The sequence below is a fragment of the Oxynema aestuarii AP17 genome, from assembly GCF_012295525.1.
Taxonomy (GTDB): Bacteria; Cyanobacteriota; Cyanobacteriia; order Cyanobacteriales; family Laspinemataceae; genus Oxynema; species Oxynema aestuarii.
The window spans coordinates 3,980,737-4,001,187 of record NZ_CP051167.1; the positions used below are offsets into that span (position 1 = coordinate 3,980,737).

Sequence of the window (20,451 nt, forward strand, 5' to 3'; positions counted from 1 at the left end):
GAGAGATCGCTCACAGAGGGGGAACACAGCTATTGACCCAGCCTCTTCGTAATTTTAACCGACCCGTTTTTCCAAATATTGGCCGATGGTCTGTTGTTCGCCCGCCCGGGAAATAATGGTTTGTCGGGTTCGGTAGCGATCGCCGATCAGTTTGAGTTCTTCCTCGAAGACGGAGCCATTATACTCGGTTCTCAGACACAAGGTTTGCGGATTGGGCAAGTAAAATCGAGCGGTAATCGGTTTGGGGGTTACGAAGGCGCGATCGCGGTAGAGGGTATTCCCGGCGGCGCCAAAGATGCTCGACCCGCGCGATTGTTTGCGGTTGGAGACGGAATTGCTACTTTCCCAGCGCACGAAAGTCCCGCAAATTAAAGCATGAGGATCGCTCAATTGATGGAGTTCGGCGAGTTTGACCAATTCTTCGCTACCGGGTTCGAGAAAGCGAACGGATATATCGCTGACCATTTCCGCGATCGGGCCGTCCGGTAAGGTGTAATAACGTCGCTCGGAATACCATTTTCCCTCGGATCGGCGGAAAAAATCGGCGATCGCCTGTTCTTGAGTGCTTTCTAACCTAGAAGTTTTCGATGGCATGGTAAATTCTCAACTTCAACGGGCAACGATAGGGTAGCAACGACGGCTTGGGGACTGATGTTGTTACGGTTACCGTTTTTAATATAACTTAATATTTTGACGGCGACCGAAGACGAACCGGACGGCGGGGGCGATCGTCTTTGCGCTTTGAGTAAAAATACTTTTCCCACGGAAATCCCCTGGTTTCCAGACGATCGCAAGTCAAATAAAGACGAGAACACCTCTAAGCAAGGGTGATTTGTCGATTTTCTAGCCGATAAGTTGATTCTGGGTGAATTTCACTCGCTCAGGCGAAAACCCAGCCGCGATCGAAGATAAATTTCACTATTTTTGTAGACAAGATTTCTTAAAAATTAAATAATCTAAAAATAATGCCGATCTCGTGGATTCCTTGCCTAAGATCTAAAAGAAAGCGGTTAGGGTAATGGGAACCTTGTATGGATTCACTACAAAAACAAGTGAGTGGTTTAACACGTAAAGTCGATGTTCTCTCCGAGGCGATCGAGCAACTGAGCGTCAAACTGGCCGACCTACTAGAGCAAAAAAGTCCGATTTCCCACCGGAGCGACCTTTTGAAGGAGGCCCGACGAGAAATTGACGTCGAATGCGAGCGGCTAGGCCCGAGCAATCGCTCGTCTTTAGAACACAAAGATATTTTGATAGAAAGCGACTATCGAGAGAGTTGCTTTCAAAACAGCGAAACTCAGTTAAGCCAAGAAATTCAAATTCAACGCCTCACGGCTCAATTAACGGCAGCTTATAACCGAATTGCGGCTCTAGAAGAACAACTTTTGGCTCAAAGAATCCATTAAGTAGAAATCGCTACGATTATCTCAATAATGGTCAATGCCACAAGATCCAAGCCTTCACAATCGTTCGATATTTTCAATGAGAAAACAGAGCGGACAACCCGCGATCGGGGGTCTAACGTCGTTGACCTCCCGATCGCGGGTTGTCTTCGTGAAGGGGTCTGCATCGCCCTCAAGTACGCAAATGTCGATCGCGATCGCCGAGGGCTTCAATTGCCGCCAAAAGCTGATTTTGAGTCCAATCGCCGTACAAATGGGCGGCGATCGCGCAGCCTCCGGCCCCCACCCCTTCCTTGACATAACCGCGTTCGTAAGCGCGCAGTTGGGGGTGACGGGAGCGGGCAAAACTGAGCTGAGACGCCAATAACGGCACCTCCCCCACCACCTCGGCGAGTCCCACCGTGTCCCCGCTCGGATCTTCCGCCACCCAACGAGTCGTACCGACGACCACTTGCTCGGGACGCCAATCGAGGGCGTAGCGACGGGCGATCGCCCGAGCGAGGGCATAAACCGCCAGCATTTGCGTTCCCCCGGCTAACAACACCCCTCCCCGACGGCTGGCGGCGATCGCCATTCCTGCGGCGACCCCCTGCATCGGATCCCCCACTGCCGCCAGCAATTGCATCGGATCGAGATCGTCGATCCCGTGCAGATGTTGTAACCCCCGCTCTACCAGGGCTAACTTTTGGGCGTGATTGCATTGAGGATGGCTGCTGTTGACCTTTCCGGCTGCCGCCAACCCCAAACCTGACAGAATCCCTAGGGCCGTCGTGGTTCCGCCGACCACACATTCCGCAACGATCGCGTAACCGTGGCGACTCACGAGGCGATCGCCCCATTCCAACCCGCGATCGAACAAGTGTTTTACCGTCACTAAATCCAGAGCTGCTCCCGTACTCAGACAACGGGCGGGTCTTCCCCCTAAATCCACCGTAGGGACCGAGGCTTTTTGGGCTAACCCCGCATCGAAAATTTCTAAGGGAATCCCCAACCCGGCGATCGCCGCCCGGGAAATCAACACCGGAGAAGCCCCCGCATCTAACGGCGGTAACGGATATTGGGGAGAGGCTTGCGGTCCGTGGTAGAGAAATTCCGCATCGGCGATCGCGGTGTAGCGGCGATCGTCCGGGGTGGCTCCTGCCGCCGAAATCCCCGGAATTAAAGCGGTTTCCGTAAATCCCAAAATACACGCCAAGACGGGCCGAACGCCGCGATAGCGTTCCAACCAGACCCGAGCGGTTTCGTGTTCGGTGTAGATGCCGATGGTCGCTGAAGTCGAAAGATCGAGTGGGCGCTCCCAGGGAGCATCCGACGCAGTTTTAATTCTCTTCATCTAATAAAATTTGGATCCATTGTGGCGGTTCGGGAATGGGATTGCCCAACCGTTCGAGGAGTAAATAAGCGGCTAAATGGACCGCCAGTAAGTAGATTAGGTTGTTCAAAATCACCATACCGACCGCTAAGCTTTGGATGAAATATAAACTCGGTTGGACGAGTAAGCCGAATTTTAATAAGATCCAGTCTGCTAACTCGGTAATTTGAGTGGTCAAGTAGATCCACAAGTCCTCGCCGACGAGAATCCCGAGTAACCAAATCCGGAAAAAGAAGCCCACGGAACCGAGGAGGGTTCCCAGGGCGATCGAGATCGTCCAAGTGGCGCGGCGCCGCCACAAACAGCCGAGCAGAACCCCTAAAACCCCAAAGGGAATGACGAATAAAATGCTGCGCGTCGGCCCCATGAGGACGGATAAGAGCAAGCCGGAGACGAGGGCGCCCATCCAAGCGGCTCGATTGCCCCAGCGCAAATACACCAGGGCGATGGGGACGGGAAAAAAGATCCGCAAAACCGGACCGAGGGGGAAATAATAATTAATGAGCCAAATTAGACTGGCGGTACTGGCTAAAAAGGCGGTTTCGACGAGAATTAAGGCCGGATTTTTGGCGATCGCCCGACCGCTTACGGCACGAGATCGCGGGGTAGGAGGGACGGGAGGGGAACTCGGCGACTCGAAGTCGATGTCGAAGTCTTCAGCCGGATCGAGCGGATCTGAATGGCGATCGGAAGAGGGTTTATTCTCTTCTGGGGAAGAATCAATCATGAAAATATTTTGGGCGCACTCGTACCATTTTAGATTTTAGATTTTAGATTTTAGATTTTGGATTTTAGATTTTAGATTTTAGCAGTTGGGATCTAAGTTGAGAGCGATTAGGAAAACGAGCGATCGCCCACTCTACAAGGATCGGATTCAAACCGAAACATCCACGGAGGCAATCGCCCGCATCCTAATTTTTCTCAACTCTTTCTCAAGGGGTTGCCAGTGAGGGGAGATCGCACCTCAAGATCGAGAAGGTTAGATCGCCTGCACCTCCTCCTTAGTTTCGGTCGGGACTGGGGAACCCGAATGTCCGGTTTGAATCACCAGAACCGCACAAGGGGCGTGATGCACCACGTGGTTACTGACGCTACCGAGTAAGACCTCCGCCAAACCGCTTCGACCGCGACGACCGACGACAACGAGATCCGCTTGCCAATTTTCAGCCGTTTTGCAAATCCACTGACCCGGATCGCCCATTTTATAATCGAACTCAGCCGCGATCGCGCGATCGCCTGCAATCTGACAGTATTGGTTGAATTTTTGAATGACTTGTTGCGTATACTGCTGTACCCGGGCATTTTGAGCTTGATAAGCCCGTTCTGCCAACTCCGGATAAAGTCCGACTTCTAGAGGAATCGGGACCATCGGTTCGCCCACAATTTCCGCAGTCAGACATTGAAATAACATTAAGGTCGCCTGGTTGGTTTGAGCCAGATCTAAAGCGTTTTGAAAAACGATGTGGGATAACTTAGAATCATCTAAAGCCACCAGAATTCTTTGAAAAGTCATGACCTGATCTCCTTGAAGCAAGGATTGAGATGAGTCCGACGATCTTCAAACGGGCGATCGAGAGGTGGCGCCAGCGATCGAAAGAGGGAATAACCCGTTTTGCCTTTTTAAAACCAAAACGGGCGACGACCTGCCGAAATTTAACTACTTCATGCCGTGTTCGGGTCGCCGACCTGGGATCTTGAAAAATTTGTTAATAGTTCTCGAAATTGAGACGATTCGTCGCCTCCCGAACTTCGAGAGATCGAAGCTGCGAGCCACTTTGACGCAGATTACAGAGAGATTGAAAGGCGATCGCCGCTCGGTCCGATCGTGCCACCCCTAACTTAGCGTAGTTGAGGGCGAAAACGGTATGAGTGGAAGCATTTCTTGACAATCGCGACGAGCGGGCCAAAGGGGGCGATCGCCTTGTTGTCCTCGGACGCAAAAGGGCAACAAGATCCGATCGCAGTTTAAACCAAAAGCCGTTCTAGAGCGTGAACGTCGGGGATGCAGAGCTTCTCGCGATCGCGTTTGATCAGCGATTTTTTCTCCAACTTACTCAGAACCCGAGTGACCGTTTCTCGGGCCAGTCCACTCAAACTGCTCAATTCCCGGTGGGGCAGATTGGGGATTTCCGTTCCTCCTTCCGGAGATTCCGTTCCCTGTCCTTCCGCCAGAAACAGCAAAATATCCGCAACCCGCGAGGTACTGTCCGATTCCCTCAACCGCAACCTTCGATTCACCTGTCGCAATCGCCTAGCCATCAACTGCGCCAGACGAATTCCCGCCAGGGGTTCGGTATGAATGAGCTGCACGAAATCCTGAGCGGGCATATTACCGATCGTGGTGGGCGCCAGGGTAATCACGTCCGTCGAGCGAGGCACTTCGTCGAGTGCCGCCATTTCCCCAAAAATTTCGCCAGTTCCCAGAATATTGAGGGTGACTTCCTTACCGTCGAGGTTGTAGGTACGAATCTTGACCCAACCATCGAGGAGAAAGTAAACGGAACTGCCCCAGTCATTTTCCAGCAAAATCACCTGATTGGGCGGATGGGTACGGGTGACAATATGAGCCGTTGCCCGTTCGACCACGGAGTCAGGTAAGCCCGCAAAAAAGGGTGTAGAGCGAATTAATTCATCGACATTAGAACTGGGGTCGCGCAGGTTATATCGGTCTTCCATGTGGCCATCCTGTGATAAACACGCTTGGGCAGGTCGGTTGAGTGTGGACTGGTGGCCTCATGATTCGGGATAGCCGCTTGTCTTTCAGGGGGATGCAGCCGACGAGCCAACCGGAAGCATACCAGAACTAACCCAGACAAGATTCGCTAAAGTTGGAAAAACATCAATCCATCGGTGCTGCTATCGCGCCCGAATATAGCCAAATTGTCCCCTTCAGACCCACTCCCGTCACCTTGACTGCTGCCAGATAAAGCTCGGGATAAATCAGTTATCGACCCTAACCTCGATCGAGGAGGATTGAGGGTCTCGACGTCCCCGTCCCTATTTTTAGAGCGGTCTTCCTCTATAAACTAGTAGCTTCAAAGCTCAGATTTTACCAAATCGTAGATAGAAGGATCGAAGTCGGGATAAATTTTACTTAGCTTATTTTCTGTGAATTTCCTTGAGACCAGAGCTTTGCAGATCGTCCCTACGGCTTCAAAGCCTTCCCCTTACACTTGAGAGTTCTCAATGTTTCGATCGCTTTTTTCTAGAGTATTTGCTCGACCGTCCTCGGTGGGGATCGGCACTCACCCCAACCTCTCGGCTAGGGACGAATGGCAAGCCGGAGCTGTGATGTCCTGTCAATACTTTACTACAAATGCCCGGATGGATATGACTCTCGTGCGAGTTAGGGGCGATCGCCCTCGGGATGAGAGCGGGGGAGCCATCGGAGCCAAAATCCCCCATACTTGAACTGGGAACGGTTGAAATCTGACGGCAAATTGGGAGATGAGAGTCCACGCGATAAAATCGGCTAAAGCCCGAGTCAGTTGGCCCCGTTCCCTTCAGTAATGAGAATGAGGTGGACGACGATCGCCCCCGCGCCATCACCCCCCTTGCCAACGGTAGACTGGGGAACGAGCCGACTGCTGCCATCCGGCGATCTGCGATTGGCCAGCCCCTCAAATGACAGCCACTGTCGCTCCAGGGGGTCTTGAGATTTTGAAATGCGTTCTAGCCAGAGGTTCTATCGTGAGTTCTAATCTGGATCGAATTCAGACATTGATTGCAGATATTGACGGGGTACTGCGGAAAATGAACTCCCGTCTGGCGTGGTGGCGGTCGGGGGATACCCGTCAGGTTCTCGAACGGGTGCGCGATTTTCTACAGGCTTTGCGCGATCGCGAAACCCAATCCGAAACCCTCACCCCCCCCCGAGGCGTTCGCCCGACCCCCCCTTCTCTCGACGATTCCCCACAATGGGGCGGCAGCGAAATGCAGGCGCAACAAATCTTAACCGCCCTCGTGCGGGATATGACCGCTTTGCGCTCCAATTTGCTCCATCCCTTGCAAGCCGAACTCGCTCAATTGCAAGAACATCGCGAAACCTTAATTCAAGATATCCGACAGTTAGAAGAAAAACACCAAGCGAAAAAAAGCTTAGCGGCTCAAAACGCCGATCGCGATCGTTTAATTGCAGAATTCCTGCAAGCTTTAATGGCTCAGCTCCAAGATCGTCTCAGCGAAGAAGTCTCGGAAACCCTCGGCCATATCGAAACTCAATTGATTGCACCATCGCGCCGTTCCTCGGGGGGGTTATCGCGAACGGGGGAGGCGCGCGAAAGCGCCCCGCTAGATCTCGAACTGCTCGATCCCCAAGATCGCTTGGAATATCTCAAACGCATTCAAGCTCAATCCGATCGCCTGCTCATTTCCCTCGATTCGAGCTTGCAAGTCGTCTTTGAAGCAATCGAAAAAAACATCAAAGGCTATCAAGAATCCCTTTCCGACGGACTCGATAAGATGCACCGCCTCGGTCAACAAGGGGAACTGATGGTCGCCGCCTTAGTCAACCATCTCGCCCAACAGTTGGGACGGGAAGCCTCCTCGTACTGGCAATCCTCCCTAAAACTGTCTGGCGTCGAAACCCCAGTGGCGATCGCCACCGATCGCGACCTGTTCCCTCAACCCTCCCCCGACGAAGCCGAACGACCGCCACAAGCGCCACAAACCGACGTTGGCGAAGGAACTCCAGAAGCGCATCGCGACGAAGTCCCCCAGGAAGGCGATCGCGAAGGGTCTCCCCAGGAGCATCGCGACGAGACCCCAATCGATGAGGCGATCGCCGCCGAGGAACCCGGGTTAACCGCATCAGAAGAGCAAGATTTATCCTCCGAAGAACTGTTTCCCTATGCCGGATCCGAATTTAATCAACCGGAGTCCGACAGCGAAGACGAAACCGACTTAGAAACCCCAGAAACCTTTCCTCCTCAAGACTTCACAGATCCTAGCGGCGATCGCGAAACCTCTCCCCAGGAAAATCGCGTCGAAGAAGACGATTTATTTGCCACCCTCGAACAGGCGATCGCCCCACCTCCCCCCAGTTCCGACCGTGGTGCAGGGGATCCTGCTGACTCCTTAACCGAGTCGCTTCCCGAACGCCCCTCGCAAAACGAGCAAATCTCCAGCCTCGAACAACTGCTAGATTTGGCGATCTTTACCCCCCCGCCTCAAGAAACCGAAAGTAGCGACAGCCCCGACAGCGAGAGATCCCTGTTCGTGAATACCGATTTGTCCGATATCGGTGAGGAACTCGAACTCGAAGAAGAATGGGAACCGGAAGCCGACATCCAAGCCGATGCAGACGAAGATCTGCTACCTTTGGGCGAATTTGAGGCAGACTCGGAACCGGATTTATGGCTCGACAGTAACGCCCTCCAACAATTAGACGACGATCTGTCCAACTTGGAAAGTAACCCAGCAGAAAGTAACCCAGTAGAAAGTCCCTCCGCCGAACCCGAAGCCAAAGACGATGACGAAGAACTCGATTTAATCCCCGAAGCGTGGATCCAAGAACTCGACAACGTGGAAGATAGCCTTGAGGAGAACCTTGAGGAGAATTTTGAGGAGAACCTTGAGGACAGTTTTAACGAGGACTTTGAAGATAGCCTTGAGGAGAACCTTGAGGAGAATTTCGATGCCTTTGGCGAGTCACTGCCCCTAGATGAGGACGCATGGGAGGAGGAAACCGAGACCTCTTTCGTCACTACAGATTTCGTCACTACAGAAACAGGGGATCTCGATCTCGACGCGCTGGCCAATTTAGGCGAGGATAGCGAGACAGGCGATCGCGAAGGGTCTCCCCAGGAGAATCGCGAAGCGGCGACCTTGGCGAAGCAACTGCAAAGGAGTCAGGAGTACCGCGCCGAACCACCGACCCCAGAACCGTCCGAACCGGAATGGTTCGTAGAAAACAACCGTAAAAGCGGCCCGGACGTGGGTATCCCCTTACCCGCCTCCCGTCCGACCAGCGCCAATACCCTCGACGATATTTTTGCCAGTTTCGGGGATTTAGAAGAGGCGAGCACTGAAGATGAAACGCCAGAAAGCGAAACTGCGATCGCCGCTTCCCCAACTCCCCAGGAGAATCGCGAAGCGTCTCCGAAAAAGTATCGGGGTGACACGTCCCCCGGGAATATTGACACCCGGATCGATGAATTCTTTTCCAACTTCGAGCAAGAGAATGACGAGGAACCTTCACCCCCGGCGAATGAATGGGAAAACCGTTCTGAAGCGAGTTTGGAAGAATCCTTGCTATCCGCAGCCGCAACCCCCAAAGAAGTCTCCGATACAACCCTAGAAGACTTTTTCGCCGATTTTGATGCCCCCAATTTGGGCAGTTCCGACGCGAAATAATAGCCACGATCGCCCTCGAACCATTAAGGACGCCTGGCGGGCGATCGACTCCGTTTGAACGAGGAAAAAAATAAATTGTGCTTCCCCACGTCAAGCTAAAATGTCAGCAGTCCAGGGGAGAGAGGCGATCGCCCGCCGGGGAGTTTCCACGGGGAGCGCCCGTCAGGGCCATTCGCCAGTCGGGCAATTCTCTTCCAGAGACTCTAAGCGCAAAGCGCAAAGCCATGGCTCAGGCTATACGCAAACGCCACCCCATCACCGCATAAACCATTACCTGTGACTATTGCGAGTTTCCTCCACCAAGATTTAGCCGCCCAAAAGCGGGGATCCCATTGGTATTTGGGCATCGATTTCGGCACGACGGGGGTTTCCGCAGCATTGTTCGTTCGCGAACAGACCCCAAACGGCGAAAGTAACCGCAGCGAACTCTATCCGATTTACTGGGTCTCGTCTAGAGGGGGCGTTCGCGAAGGGTCTCCCGAGGACGATCGCTCGTGTTGCTGGCGTCTTCCGGCGCAAGTATCGATCGCCGACGCCGGAATCGGGATCGAGGGGTTTAAACCGTGGTTGGCGTTCGGACTGTCCGGTAGTGGCTCCCCCACTTCTCTGCAAGGAACGGGAGAGGGGGTACCCGAATTGTTTCATTGCGAACCTCTTTTATATTGGACCGAACGACGGCGCCTGAGTTTGCGCTCTTTTGTCGGCGGTTTGCAACGGTTGTTGCGGACTTTAAACCCGGCGGCGCTTCCGGAGAGCTTGCCGTTTGTGGCGGCGGCGAAAGGTTTGGAAGCCGATCGCTTCGCGGCGGCGATCGCCCAACTCAAGGGGGTCGTGGTTTCCGGTCCGGCGTCCTGGCCCGATTGTTACGGGTTTAACGTGCGCGAGGCGGTGTTGGCGGCGCAGTTAGTCCGCCATCCCCAGCAAGTGGTGATTTTAGAAGATTCGATCGCCGCTTTGCTGTCGTTATTGCCGACGGATCCGAGTCGAGAGGGGTTCGCGGGTACGGTGTTGGCGGTGGAAGCGGGGGCCAGTCGCACGGAATTCGCCCTCGCCAAGGTGCCCGACCCCTGGCAAAATTTACGCCGCAGCGACGTTCACTTACACGCAATTCCCCTCGGCGGCGACGCGATCGATCAAGATATTATTTGTCAGCTTTTGTTACCGCAACAGTGGCGGGATTCGTCGTTTCCCTTGTGGCGGGCGATCGCCGATCTGGACCTTCCCCGTCCCGGTCAGCCGGATTTACCCCAGCGCTACCGTTTGGCCCAGCGTCTGTCCGGGGAACGGGGCACTCGATGGCGCTCGATGGCGCGCCAGTTGAAACTGACGTTGCAAATGGAGCCTCAAACGACGGTGCATTTGGACGATCGCTCCCTGACGATTTCGGCGGGAGAGTTGGAACGTCTCGTGTTTTGGCCGTTTATTCAGTCCCTCAACCGCGAACTCAATGGGTTGTTAGTCGCTACGGGGATGACGGTAGAGGCGATCGCCTATGGGGTATGCAGTGGCGGGACGACGCGCACGGGGGCGATCGCGACCTGGTTGCGCCAAAAACTGCCCAACGCCGCTCTATCTTGGGATTGGCCCGTTTCCCCGGGTTCCCATCCGGCGGACGTTCGCGTTTACAACCGGGTGACGGAAGGCTTGGCGAATGTGGCGTCGATCCCTCGGGTTTTGGATCTCAGCCGCCAGCAGTACAATGACTATTTTTTACTCTCGGAGTTGATCGATGCGGTGGGAGACGAGCCGTTTTCGAGTACGGAGGCGATCCGGCGCCTGGAACGTCGCGGGATTCACCCCCAGGGGAGCGATCGCCGCATCCGCGCTTTGCTCGACGGTCAGCTCCCCCCGGGGTTGATGTTTTCTTCCGAACTCGGCGATCGCGTATTGGCTGCGTTTCAAGACCCGAGTTCTTATCCCCTCGATCCGACGGCGCCCTTGTTCGATCGCGCGGGCGATCGCCTGTACCGTCTCAACCCGGAACAGGCTCGCCGCTTCCGTCACTACCTCAAAGCTCTCGCCTCGCGGATTTACCAACAACTCGACGAACCCCTCCCCCTCCAGTTGTCCGATTTTTCGTGAGGCGATCGCCCCTCGCCGAGGGCATAAACGAGGAAGTATACCACAAACCGACGCCGAGCTATAGATATTAAAAAAACAATAGGTCAAAAAACTAACCCGTTGGCGATCGAGCAAACATCTCTAAATTTATAGATACATATTCAGCGATTTTCGAGTATAAGATCGATCGGCGATCGCGCGATCGTCCGGTGGCTCCGTGGAGAGTCTAACCCTTTTCTAGAAAGGGACTCCCCGGTTCTAGCTCCTTGTTTTTTCGAGATCCTCTACCCAACGACAGATGTTCGATCGCCCTACGGAGATGATAATATTTTGCCACGAGAGAAAAAAATAATAGAACTTTACAAAAGCCTCGAAACTTCAAAGATTGAGCAAAACTGCGACCTTGAGGGGATGCAATTTTGAAGAAGTTGATTATAGTAACGGTAGAGAGAGGCGAAGCGACACTTTTGAGGAGACGAGTGAGAACTGTGATGACGACCTCTGAAATCCCTGTTCCAATTTCTGTAAACACCAACGATTCCAAATCGTCTTTTACCAGTGCTTTTTTAGAAAAAACTTACGAGCTTCATCCCGCAATGGAGCAGGTGCATCCTTCGGTCTACAGTAAAGTCAAACGGGCGATCGATATTGTCGGAGCGTTAGTCGGTTTGATGCTCACCGGATTGTTGTTGTTACCGATCGCGATCGCGATGCAACTCGACAGTCCCGGCCCAATCTTCTTCAGTCAAATTCGCTGCGGTTATAAAGGGCGCCCCTTCCGGATGTGGAAATTCCGTTCGATGGTGGTCAACGCCGAACAATTGCAACACCTGGTCAACAACCAAGTGAACGGACATCTGTTCAAAAACGAGAAAGACCCCCGGGTGACTCGGGTCGGTCGGTTCCTCCGGCGCACCAGCCTCGACGAACTGCCGCAATTCTGGAACGTTCTCAAAGGCGATATGAGTTTGGTCGGCACCCGTCCGCCGACGCAAGCAGAAGTCGAACGCTATCACAAACATCATTTAAAACGGCTCGATGTCAAACCCGGATTGACGGGGGAATGGCAAACGAACGGTCGTTCCAGTATCAAAGACTTCGAGGAAGTGATCCACCTCGATCTCGAATATCAGCGCAAATGGTCCGTGAGTTACGATCTGCTGTTGATTGTCAAAACCATTCAAGTGGTTTTCAACAAGACAGGCGCTTGTTAAATCGGGGCAATCGATCTCGAACTCGGGTAGATAGATTGGCAACCGAAAAAATGGTAACGTAGGGGCTAGACCGTTTGGGACTGCCCCTACGTTACTGTTTGAATGAGGCGCATTAAAGAAGGCGCGATCGGCCCATCATGACTCTCTCAACTTGGATCACGTTCTCCCGGCTTTTAGGGGTTCCGGTTCTGCTCTACGGACTTCACAACCCAACCCCAAGCCTGCGTTGGATCTGTCTGGCAGTGTTTCTGGTGGCTGCCGGGACCGATTGGCTCGACGGCTATTTAGCGCGAAAACTGGATCAAGTGACCGAGTTGGGGAAGTTTCTCGATCCGTTGGTGGATAAATTGTTGGTACTGGCGCCGTTGCTGGCGATCGTCGAACTCGGAGAGCTTCCGGCGTGGGGTGTTTTCATCATTTTGGCGCGGGAGGTGGCGATCGCGGGATGGCGGGTCAATCCGGCGCTGACGGGCAGTAGCGCCATTAGCGGTGCCAATTTGTGGGGAAAATTAAAAACCGTCAGTCAGATGTTCGCGATCGCCTTATTGATTGCCCCACTTTCCGATCGCTGGATAACCTTAGAACTCACCGCCTTTTGGGTATCCGTTGCCCTGACCGTGATTTCCGGTGCGATCTACTTGTGGCCGCAACCTGTGGTAACCGAAAAGTCCTGAACCGTTTTCAGCAGAATTTCAGTCAAAAAAGAACAAAAGCCCCCAAATCGGGGGCTTTTGCCATTCGGCTTAGGTCGTGTACTCCGCATTAATTTTGACGTAGTCGTAACTGAGATCGCAGCCCCACGCGACCCCAGAACCGGATCCGCTTCCCAAGTCAACCCGGATTAAGACCGTATCGGTTTTGAGATATTCTCCGGCTGCCGCTTGTTTCATGTAGGCGCTGGCGGCGTCGCGATCGAAATTGAGGGGTTGACCGTTGTCCATCATCAAGAACTCGCCGAGTTCGATGCGTAAGTGGGCGCTGTCGAAGCGCACTCCGGCCCGACCTGCGGCGGCGGCAATCCGTCCCCAATTGGGATCGCGTCCGAAGATGGCGGATTTGACGAGGGAGGATCCGGCGATCGTGCGGGCGACTTGACGGGCTGCTTTGTCGTCCGGGGCGCCTGTCACTTGGATTTCCAGCAAGCAGGTGGCGCCTTCGCCGTCGCGGGCGATCGCCTTGGCAAGATGCTGACAAACGGCGGTGAGCATGGCTTCTAGGCGATCGGCTGCCGGACCGGGTTCGACGATCGCCGCCGTGCGGGACTGACCGTTGGCTAAAGCAATCAGGGTATCGTTGGTGCTGGTATCGCCGTCAACGGTGACCTGATTGAAACTGCGATCGGCAGCGCGTTTGAGCATGTCCTGCCAGAGATGGGGGGAAACCGTGGCGTCACAGGTGACAAAGGCTAACATCGTCGCCATATTCGGGTGAATCATGCCCGATCCTTTGGCAATGCCGCCCATTCTGACCGGACGCCCTTCTAACGTGGTTTCTAGGGCGATCGTTTTCGGGACTAAATCGGTGGTGCAGATCGCCTGCGCTGCGGCATCGTTGCCTTGTTCGGAGGCGGCGGCGACGAGCTGGGGAATGCCCGATCGCATGGCATCCATGCGGATGCGCTGTCCGATCACTCCGGTGGAAGCGAGCAGAATGGATTGAGGAGAGAGAGACAGTTCTCGTCCGATCAATTCGGCAGATTCGATCGCGTCGGCCCAGCCGAGTTCTCCCGTTCCCGCATTCGCCTGTCCCGCATTGCACAAAATCGCTCGGGCGCTTGCTTTTGCTTTGAGGCGATCGCGGCAATAGTCCACGCAAGCGGCGCGTACCTGAGACGTGGTAAATACTCCGGCGGCGATCGCTTCTACTTCTGAATAAATTAAGGCTAAATCCGGCGCCCCTGACGGTTTCAACCCTGCGGTAATCCCCGCAGCACGGTAACCTCTCGGTGCCGTCACCCCTCCCGATATTTCCTGCCAGTCTGTCATCTTTCCTCCCGACTGTATGCGGCGTTGTCGTCAGGGGATTATATCTCAAAGTTGTTGGTAGAAAGAGGAAGGAGGGAGGAGGGAGTAGGCACGAGACCCCGGTTAAAACCGCAGGATCGCCGTCTCCATCTCAACTCTCAAATCTCAAGTCTCAAATCTCAAACTCCCTTCTCAGGCCGATCGCACAAAAAAAAGGGAGAGATGTCAAACCACCTCTCCCTACCATCAGGGTGCATCTTTATACCACAAGATACCAGTTTTAGGATGTGGGGTCAAACCCCATATTTTTGCACCAGAAAATGCCGATCGCGCGGTGGGGAAGGGAAGTTTAGACTGGATATTTTAAGATTGAAATTGTAGATTTGAGCGACAAAATTGGGTTAAATCTACCAAAAAACAGGAGTTTTACAAGTTTTTAATAAAAATAGCAAACTTAAAATTGAGGAAAATTGTAGGGGCTGGAGAGGGGCGATCGCGGGGGAAAAAGACCGAAAAAATGGAATAGCTTTTTGTGAAGAAATCGCAAATTTTTGCGATCGAAAATTAAAATTTTTATAAAGAGTGAGGCTGGATTCGTCAGTCGAGACGATCTAGAGCGATCTAGATCTATTCAGATCTATTTAGATTGTACGGGTTTAACAGTTCGATCGCCGTCCTGGTGGCCGAGAAAGCGACAAAAAAACAGAGACGCGATCGCGCCTCTGTCGTCAACCGGATCGTTCGACTCAACCTTTTAACTTCGGTTCGAGCAGTTGATTGGTGAGTTTGGGGTCGGCGCGTCCGCTCGTGCGTTTCATCACCTGACCGACAAAAAAGCCCTTGAGTTTCGTTTTCCCATTACGGAATTGTTCGACCTCCTGGGGATGGGCCGCGAGTAACTCGTCGATAATCTTCTCCAACTCGCCCGTATCGGAAATTTGGGTCAAACCCTTGCTTTCGACCAACTTTTTGGGCGAACCGCCTTCCGAGAGCAGTTGGGGAAGTAAATCTTTGGCAATTTTGCCACTGATCGTTTTCGAGTCGATTAACCCGATCAACTCGGCGAGATCCCTCGGAGAGAGGGCGATCTCGGTAATATTGAGTTTTTCATTTTTCAGATAAGCCGTAATATCGCCCATGATCCAGTTAGCGGCTTGTTTAGTATCGCCGCCGGATTCCACCGTCGCCTCGAAATATTCGGCCACTTGGCGGTCTTCCGTTAAAACGCGGGTGTCGTAGGGAGAAAGACCCAGTTCGGTTTCGTAACGGTGACGTTTTGCGGCGGGGAGTTCCGGGAGTTCGGACTTCCACTCTTCGAGTTGGAAGGCGGAAACTTCGATCGGGCCTAAATCCGGTTCGGGGAAGTAGCGATAATCGCTGGAACCTTCCTTAGTACGCATACTAATCGTGCGTTGACTCCCTTCTTCCCAGAGACGGGTTTCTTGAACGATCGCCTCTCCGGCTTCGATCGCGGTAATTTGGCGGTCGATTTCGTAATCGATGGCGCGGGCGATCGCGCTAAACGAGTTCATATTTTTAATTTCGACCTTGACGCCGAACTGCTCTTGTCCGACGGGACGTACAGAAATATTGACATCGCAACGCAAGGATCCTTCTTGCATGTTGCCGTCGCTAATGCCGAGATAGCGGACGATCCGGCGCAGTTCTTGGGCGTATTCCGCCGCTTCTTGACCCGATCGCATGTCCGGTTCCGAGACAATTTCGATCAGGGCCACCCCGGTGCGATTGTAGTCTACGAGGGAATAGGCCGAACCGGAGAGGCGATCGCTGCCCGCGTGAACCAGTTTGCCCGCATCTTCTTCCATGTGAGCGCGAGTGATCCCGATGCGCTTGCGGGTGGCGCTGCCATCTTCATCGACGATTTCGATTTCCAGCCAGCCATTTTTGGCGATCGGCAAGTCGTACTGAGAAATTTGATAATTTTTGGGTAAATCCGGATAAAAATACTGCTTGCGGTCGAATTTGCTGTACGTCGCAATTTCGCAATTGAGGGCCAAACCCGCTTTTACCGCATATTCGAGAACTTTCTCGTTCAATACGGGAAGCACCCCCGGCAGTCCCATGCACACCGGATCGATATTGGTATTGGGTGGGGCGTCGAAGTGGGTGGAAGACCCGGAAAAAATCTTGGTTTGGGTACTGAGTTGACAGTGAGTTTCCAAGCCGATGACGGCTTCGTATTGGGTGCTCACGGGCGCAGCTATGGTCATAATTGCTAAAACTAGGACATATCCATGAGGTGTGTCTTTATTTTATCCCCGTGCGGCTTGCGGAGGCGATCGCGCAACTTCGCCAGGGACGGAGAGGAAATGGGAAAATTAAGGAAGTGGGGCGATCGCGATCGCCCGACCGCTCGGGATGCGGCACCGACGAGTGTAGGGATCTGCCCCCCACCCCTGCTGCATTCGAGACGATCGCCCCAAATCAAAAAATGGCCAAAGTCAAACGGGCTGTCAAGTTCATTTAATTTCCCTCTAGTCAATTCACGGAGAACGAGCTAATCTTTTAGTGTCCTGTCGTCCACCTTTGAGTGATTCGAGGTATTTAGAATGAGCGAACTGACTCGTGAAGAAATGCGAGAGCGTCTGGGAAATATCGACCAGATTCGCGAAATCATTGTCGGCCCTCAGATGAGGGAATACAGTACCCGCTTCGAGCAGATCGAATCGAACTTGGCCATGTTGCAGCAAGAGTTCCGCAACCGCATTGAAGAGGTCAAAGCGACGTCCTCTTCCGAGTTACGCGGCGCGATCGATTCCTTAGAAAAGAAGATCAAATCTTTAAGTTTGAATAGTCAGGAAGAAATCGCTGACATGCGTCAGCAAATCGATCGCACCCGAGTGAAATTATCGAATACTATTGAATCTTTAGATGAGGAAGTAGACAAACAAACCAACGCGATTCGCGACCAACTCTTAGAAACGCGCCAAAAACAACAAGAAGACATTCATAGCCTGCGAGATCGGGTGTTTGAAGAAATCGAACGGCGTTTTTCGAGTTTGACCGATATCAAAATCGCGCGGGACGACATGGCCGAAATCATGTTTGAGATTGGGATGAGGCTCAAAGGAACCGAGTTCGTTCCCGAACTGCGAGAGGCGGCAGAAACCAAAATCACCGGAGATCTGTTGATGGGCGATCGCGACGAGCACGCCTGAAATCGGTCGATCTCGACAGTTGGGGGAAAATAAATAGCTACGCTTTCTAGAGGATGGAGTCTCACAACCGAGTCCAAGCCAAATTTTAAGCGAACGCTCACAGGGGGATGCAATGGCTCTACCGAAGAATACATCAGTTGAGAGGAAGCACGACAAAAATCTTGGGCGTAGTGCCCCGAGGGACATTAGGGATCCAGCCGCACAGCCGGACGACGCGATCGATACGTTACGAGATTTATTGTTAGAACTGCTCAACGGCGACCCTCGGCATCGACCGGGAGGCGAGGCCCACTCCGAAGCCAAAGGGCTGCAAGTACAAGCGCCCGAGTCGGAGGAGTTAGGTGCATCGAATGCCTTGCCCCTCGCCAACGAATCCATCCCCCCTGTAGCATCCCTCGAACTGCAATCCGAGACGACAGGGGAGGAGTCTACTTCGGAAAAGAGCAACCCCGCGATCGCCTCGGACGATGACGCGGTCGTTAACTCCGGCGAAGTTGACCAGTCCCACTCAACCCTAGGGCCAGACAGCGAAACTGAAGCAGAACCAGCAGTAGAACCAGTAGTAGAAACAGTAGCAGAACCAGTAGCAGAACCAGCAGCACAAATCCAACGAGAACCAGAAACGGAAGTTTCTTCACAACAGGCGATTCTCGAAGGTTTAAGCGCTCTCCTCTTAGGTTCAGAGGCCGATCTCGCCGACGATCGCCCCCCCGGACCGACCCAACTCTCGGAGGTGGAGTTATCGTCTGAGGTCAAGCTCGTTCCAGAAGCGACAGCCAAGCCGTATCCCACCACAGAAACGACCGAGGACGAGGAGGACGTCACGGCAACCCCCGAGTTGAAATTTGGCCTAGAAAAGGGAGTAGAGAGCGAATCGACGGCGATCGTAGCGCGATCGTCGCCTTCGTCGTCGATGCAGTCTGCCGAGAACGGGGACGATCCTTTACAAGACTTGCAAACGCTCTTGTTCGGAACGAAGTTATCCGAAATCGAGCGCGTGCAGCAATTGTTAGGAACTTATGACTTGGCGAGTTTGAACGAGCTGCTGTTGCGGGTCGAAGAACACTTAAAAAATCTCGAAAGCCAGATTTACGAGCCCCAAAAACTGATTAACTTGTTGTTGCCGTTGATTACGGAAATCCTCAATCGCAAAGTTGCCGAATCGAAAGAGGATGTGGCTCAAGCGTTGGTTCCGATTATCGACGAAGTGATTAAAAACCGATCGCTCCAAAACCGGGTAGCGATGAGCGAGGCGATCGCCACCGTACTTCCCGGGGCGATCGCCCGGCAAATCCGCGATTCTCCCGAGGAAGTCGCCAAGGCGATCGGGCCGGAAATGGCGGCGGCCATTCGGGAGCAAATTCGGCTCGATCGCGACTCGATCGCCAAAGTGCTGGCGCCGGAAATGGGACGCACGATCAAAGAACAGATCCGCGTCGAACGCGATGCGATGGTCGATGCTCTCTATCCGGTGATCGGCAACACGATTTCTAAATATATGGCCGAGGCGATTCGCACGATTAACGAAAAAGTGTCCAACGCCTTGAGCATGGAAGGGATCCAGCGCAAAATCCGTGCCACGGCTCAAGGGGTGAGCGAAGCCGAGTTAATTTTGCAAGAATCGATACCGTTTATCGTCCCGGCGATCTTTTTGATCCATAAAGGTTCGGGATTGGTGATTGCCGAAGTCCAACAATCGGGCAGTCAGCGCCTGGAATCGGAGATGGTCGCCGGGATGCTGACGGCGATTCGCAGTTTTGTCAACGACTGTATCGTACAGACTGGGGACACCACCGAACTCAACCAGATCGAATATGGCGACTCGCAGATCGCGATCGAAGTCGCGGGATACTGTTATCTGGCGGTGGTGATTCAAGGGGTTCCCTCGAAGAAATTTATCGAGAAAATTCGCCGTACCCTCGCAACGATTATTCTCGAATACGGGGAGGAAGTTGAGGGATTCGACGGGGATCCCGAAACCGTTCCCCATCCGATCGAACAGCTTTTAGCGGATTTGATGACCAGCGAAGCGAGTAAAAAGCCCATCGAACCTTACGCACTGATGGCATTGTGTGGGGCGATCGCCGCTTTGGTGGCGATTCCTTGGGGAATTCACGAGTATCGCGATCGTCTAGACCGTCAGGTAGAACGACAAGCGATCGCGGCGTTATCGGGGACGCCGGAATTGGCGGTGTATCGGCTGGAAGTGGACGCCGATCGCGATCGGGTCACCCTCGATGGCAAGTTGCCGAACGAACCGCTACGGGAACGAGCGGGGGCGATCGCCGCCGAAGCAGTGGGCGATCGCGCGATCGACAATCAAATTATCGCCGTTGACGTGCCGCCGGATCCGGTGTTAGTCCGGGCGGAAGTCGAACGGGTGACGGCGGTTCTCAATCAGATTGAAGGGGTTGAAATTACTAGCCGTTATGACGAGCGCCAAGTGAGTGTGAAGGGAACCGTGCGCGCGATCGCCGACGTGGATAAAATTACGGAAGCGATGCGCCAAATTCCCGGGGTGCAGTCGGTCGTCAGCGCGATCGAGTTCGACCCGTTGGAAATCTCGACGCGGATTTATTTTGAACCGGGTTCTTTTGCACTCAAGTCTTCTTATCAAGAAACTCTGGCTCGGATTAAAGGCATTCTCGACGAATATCCCCGGCAACATCTGCGTCTGGTCGGTCACAGCGATCGCACCGGAAATCCGCAGAAAAACCAACAACTCGCCCTCAAACGCGCCCAAGTAGTGCGCGAGGCGCTGATCCGTCAAGGGGTGGCAGGGCAACGATTGCACGCGATCGGCAAGAGTGAAGGCCCGGTGGATGTGGAATCGAATCAACCTTTATTGTTAAGTCGGGTCGTTGTGTTCGAGCTTATGGCATCAGGGAGCGAGAAATAATCATT

General features: G+C 53.5%; 17 protein-coding genes. 8 read left to right on the forward strand and 9 right to left on the reverse strand.

Features of this window, described 5'->3' with window-relative positions; genetic code table 11:
- Positions 1 to 54: 54 nt before the first annotated feature.
- On the reverse strand, positions 55 to 594 hold the full coding sequence (locus HCG48_RS16150; protein WP_168570070.1) for a phycobiliprotein lyase: 540 nt from the start codon (positions 592 to 594) through the stop codon (positions 55 to 57).
- On the reverse strand, positions 570 to 815 hold the full coding sequence (locus tag HCG48_RS16155) for a hypothetical protein (protein ID WP_168570071.1): 246 nt from the start codon (positions 813 to 815) through the stop codon (positions 570 to 572). The genes HCG48_RS16150 and HCG48_RS16155 overlap by 25 nt, the downstream gene beginning before the upstream one ends.
- 237 nt (positions 816 to 1,052) lie before the next feature.
- Between HCG48_RS16155 and HCG48_RS16160 the strand changes: the two genes are divergently transcribed.
- Entirely contained in the window at positions 1,053 to 1,406 is a 354-nt protein-coding gene (locus tag HCG48_RS16160) for a hypothetical protein (protein WP_246259588.1), read from the forward strand.
- A 169-nt stretch (positions 1,407 to 1,575) separates the two neighbouring features.
- Here the strand turns inward: HCG48_RS16160 and cobT are convergent, their stop codons facing one another.
- The 4 genes from cobT to HCG48_RS16180 all read right to left on the reverse strand — a co-directional run bounded on the left by cobT (position 1,576) and on the right by HCG48_RS16180 (position 5,451).
- Entirely contained in the window at positions 1,576 to 2,736 is a 1,161-nt protein-coding gene (gene cobT / locus HCG48_RS16165; RefSeq protein ID WP_168570073.1) for a nicotinate mononucleotide-dependent phosphoribosyltransferase CobT, read from the reverse strand.
- Complete coding sequence (locus tag HCG48_RS16170) at positions 2,723 to 3,502, reverse strand: DUF2232 domain-containing protein (RefSeq protein ID WP_168570074.1); 780 nt, start codon at positions 3,500 to 3,502, stop codon at positions 2,723 to 2,725. The genes cobT and HCG48_RS16170 overlap by 14 nt, the downstream gene beginning before the upstream one ends.
- A gap of 252 nt (positions 3,503 to 3,754) precedes the next feature.
- Positions 3,755 to 4,288: a universal stress protein gene (locus HCG48_RS16175; protein ID WP_168570075.1), complete on the reverse strand. Its 534-nt coding sequence runs from the start codon at positions 4,286 to 4,288 to the stop codon at positions 3,755 to 3,757.
- 452 nt (positions 4,289 to 4,740) lie between these two features.
- A complete protein-coding gene (locus tag HCG48_RS16180) occupies positions 4,741 to 5,451 on the reverse strand; it encodes a Crp/Fnr family transcriptional regulator (protein ID WP_168570076.1) in 711 nt (236 codons plus the stop codon).
- 1,014 nt (positions 5,452 to 6,465) lie between these two features.
- Between HCG48_RS16180 and HCG48_RS16185 the strand changes: the two genes are divergently transcribed.
- Entirely contained in the window at positions 6,466 to 9,129 is a 2,664-nt protein-coding gene (locus HCG48_RS16185; protein WP_168570077.1) for a coiled-coil domain-containing protein, read from the forward strand.
- Positions 9,130 to 9,232: 103 nt separating this feature from the next.
- On the opposite strand, the gene HCG48_RS26530 is transcribed toward HCG48_RS16185, so the two are convergent.
- The gene (locus HCG48_RS26530; RefSeq protein ID WP_281362010.1) at positions 9,233 to 9,355 is read right to left on the reverse strand and encodes a hypothetical protein; all 123 of its coding nucleotides are present in this window, start codon (positions 9,353 to 9,355) and stop codon (positions 9,233 to 9,235) included.
- Positions 9,356 to 9,405: 50 nt separating this feature from the next.
- On the opposite strand from HCG48_RS26530, the gene HCG48_RS16190 reads away from it, so the two are divergent.
- From HCG48_RS16190 to pgsA, 3 genes are all read left to right on the forward strand, one after another.
- Entirely contained in the window at positions 9,406 to 11,211 is a 1,806-nt protein-coding gene (locus HCG48_RS16190; RefSeq protein ID WP_168570078.1) for an acetate and sugar kinases/Hsc70/actin family protein, read from the forward strand.
- A 470-nt stretch (positions 11,212 to 11,681) separates the two neighbouring features.
- Complete coding sequence (locus tag HCG48_RS16195) at positions 11,682 to 12,404, forward strand: sugar transferase (RefSeq protein ID WP_168571924.1); 723 nt, start codon at positions 11,682 to 11,684, stop codon at positions 12,402 to 12,404.
- Between the two features lie 137 nt (positions 12,405 to 12,541).
- Positions 12,542 to 13,078 carry a CDP-diacylglycerol--glycerol-3-phosphate 3-phosphatidyltransferase gene (gene pgsA / locus HCG48_RS16200; protein WP_168570079.1) on the forward strand — a complete coding sequence of 179 codons (537 nt, stop codon included), beginning with the start codon at positions 12,542 to 12,544 and terminating at the stop codon, positions 13,076 to 13,078.
- 69 nt (positions 13,079 to 13,147) lie between these two features.
- On the opposite strand, the gene argJ is transcribed toward pgsA, so the two are convergent.
- Together argJ and gatB are read right to left on the reverse strand one after the other, a co-directional pair.
- Positions 13,148 to 14,389: a bifunctional ornithine acetyltransferase/N-acetylglutamate synthase gene (gene argJ / locus HCG48_RS16205; RefSeq protein ID WP_168570080.1), complete on the reverse strand. Its 1,242-nt coding sequence runs from the start codon at positions 14,387 to 14,389 to the stop codon at positions 13,148 to 13,150.
- 725 nt (positions 14,390 to 15,114) lie between these two features.
- Positions 15,115 to 16,599: an Asp-tRNA(Asn)/Glu-tRNA(Gln) amidotransferase subunit GatB gene (gene gatB, locus HCG48_RS16210; protein WP_168570081.1), complete on the reverse strand. Its 1,485-nt coding sequence runs from the start codon at positions 16,597 to 16,599 to the stop codon at positions 15,115 to 15,117.
- A gap of 29 nt (positions 16,600 to 16,628) precedes the next feature.
- Here gatB and HCG48_RS16215 point away from each other — a divergent pair, with 29 nt between their 5' ends.
- From HCG48_RS16215 to HCG48_RS16225, 3 genes are all read left to right on the forward strand, one after another.
- Positions 16,629 to 16,856: a hypothetical protein gene (locus HCG48_RS16215; protein ID WP_168570082.1), complete on the forward strand. Its 228-nt coding sequence runs from the start codon at positions 16,629 to 16,631 to the stop codon at positions 16,854 to 16,856.
- A gap of 82 nt (positions 16,857 to 16,938) precedes the next feature.
- The gene (locus HCG48_RS16220) at positions 16,939 to 17,547 is read left to right on the forward strand and encodes a hypothetical protein (protein ID WP_168570083.1); all 609 of its coding nucleotides are present in this window, start codon (positions 16,939 to 16,941) and stop codon (positions 17,545 to 17,547) included.
- Positions 17,548 to 17,659: 112 nt separating this feature from the next.
- Positions 17,660 to 20,446: an OmpA family protein gene (locus HCG48_RS16225; protein ID WP_168570084.1), complete on the forward strand. Its 2,787-nt coding sequence runs from the start codon at positions 17,660 to 17,662 to the stop codon at positions 20,444 to 20,446.
- Positions 20,447 to 20,451: the final 5 nt, after the last annotated feature.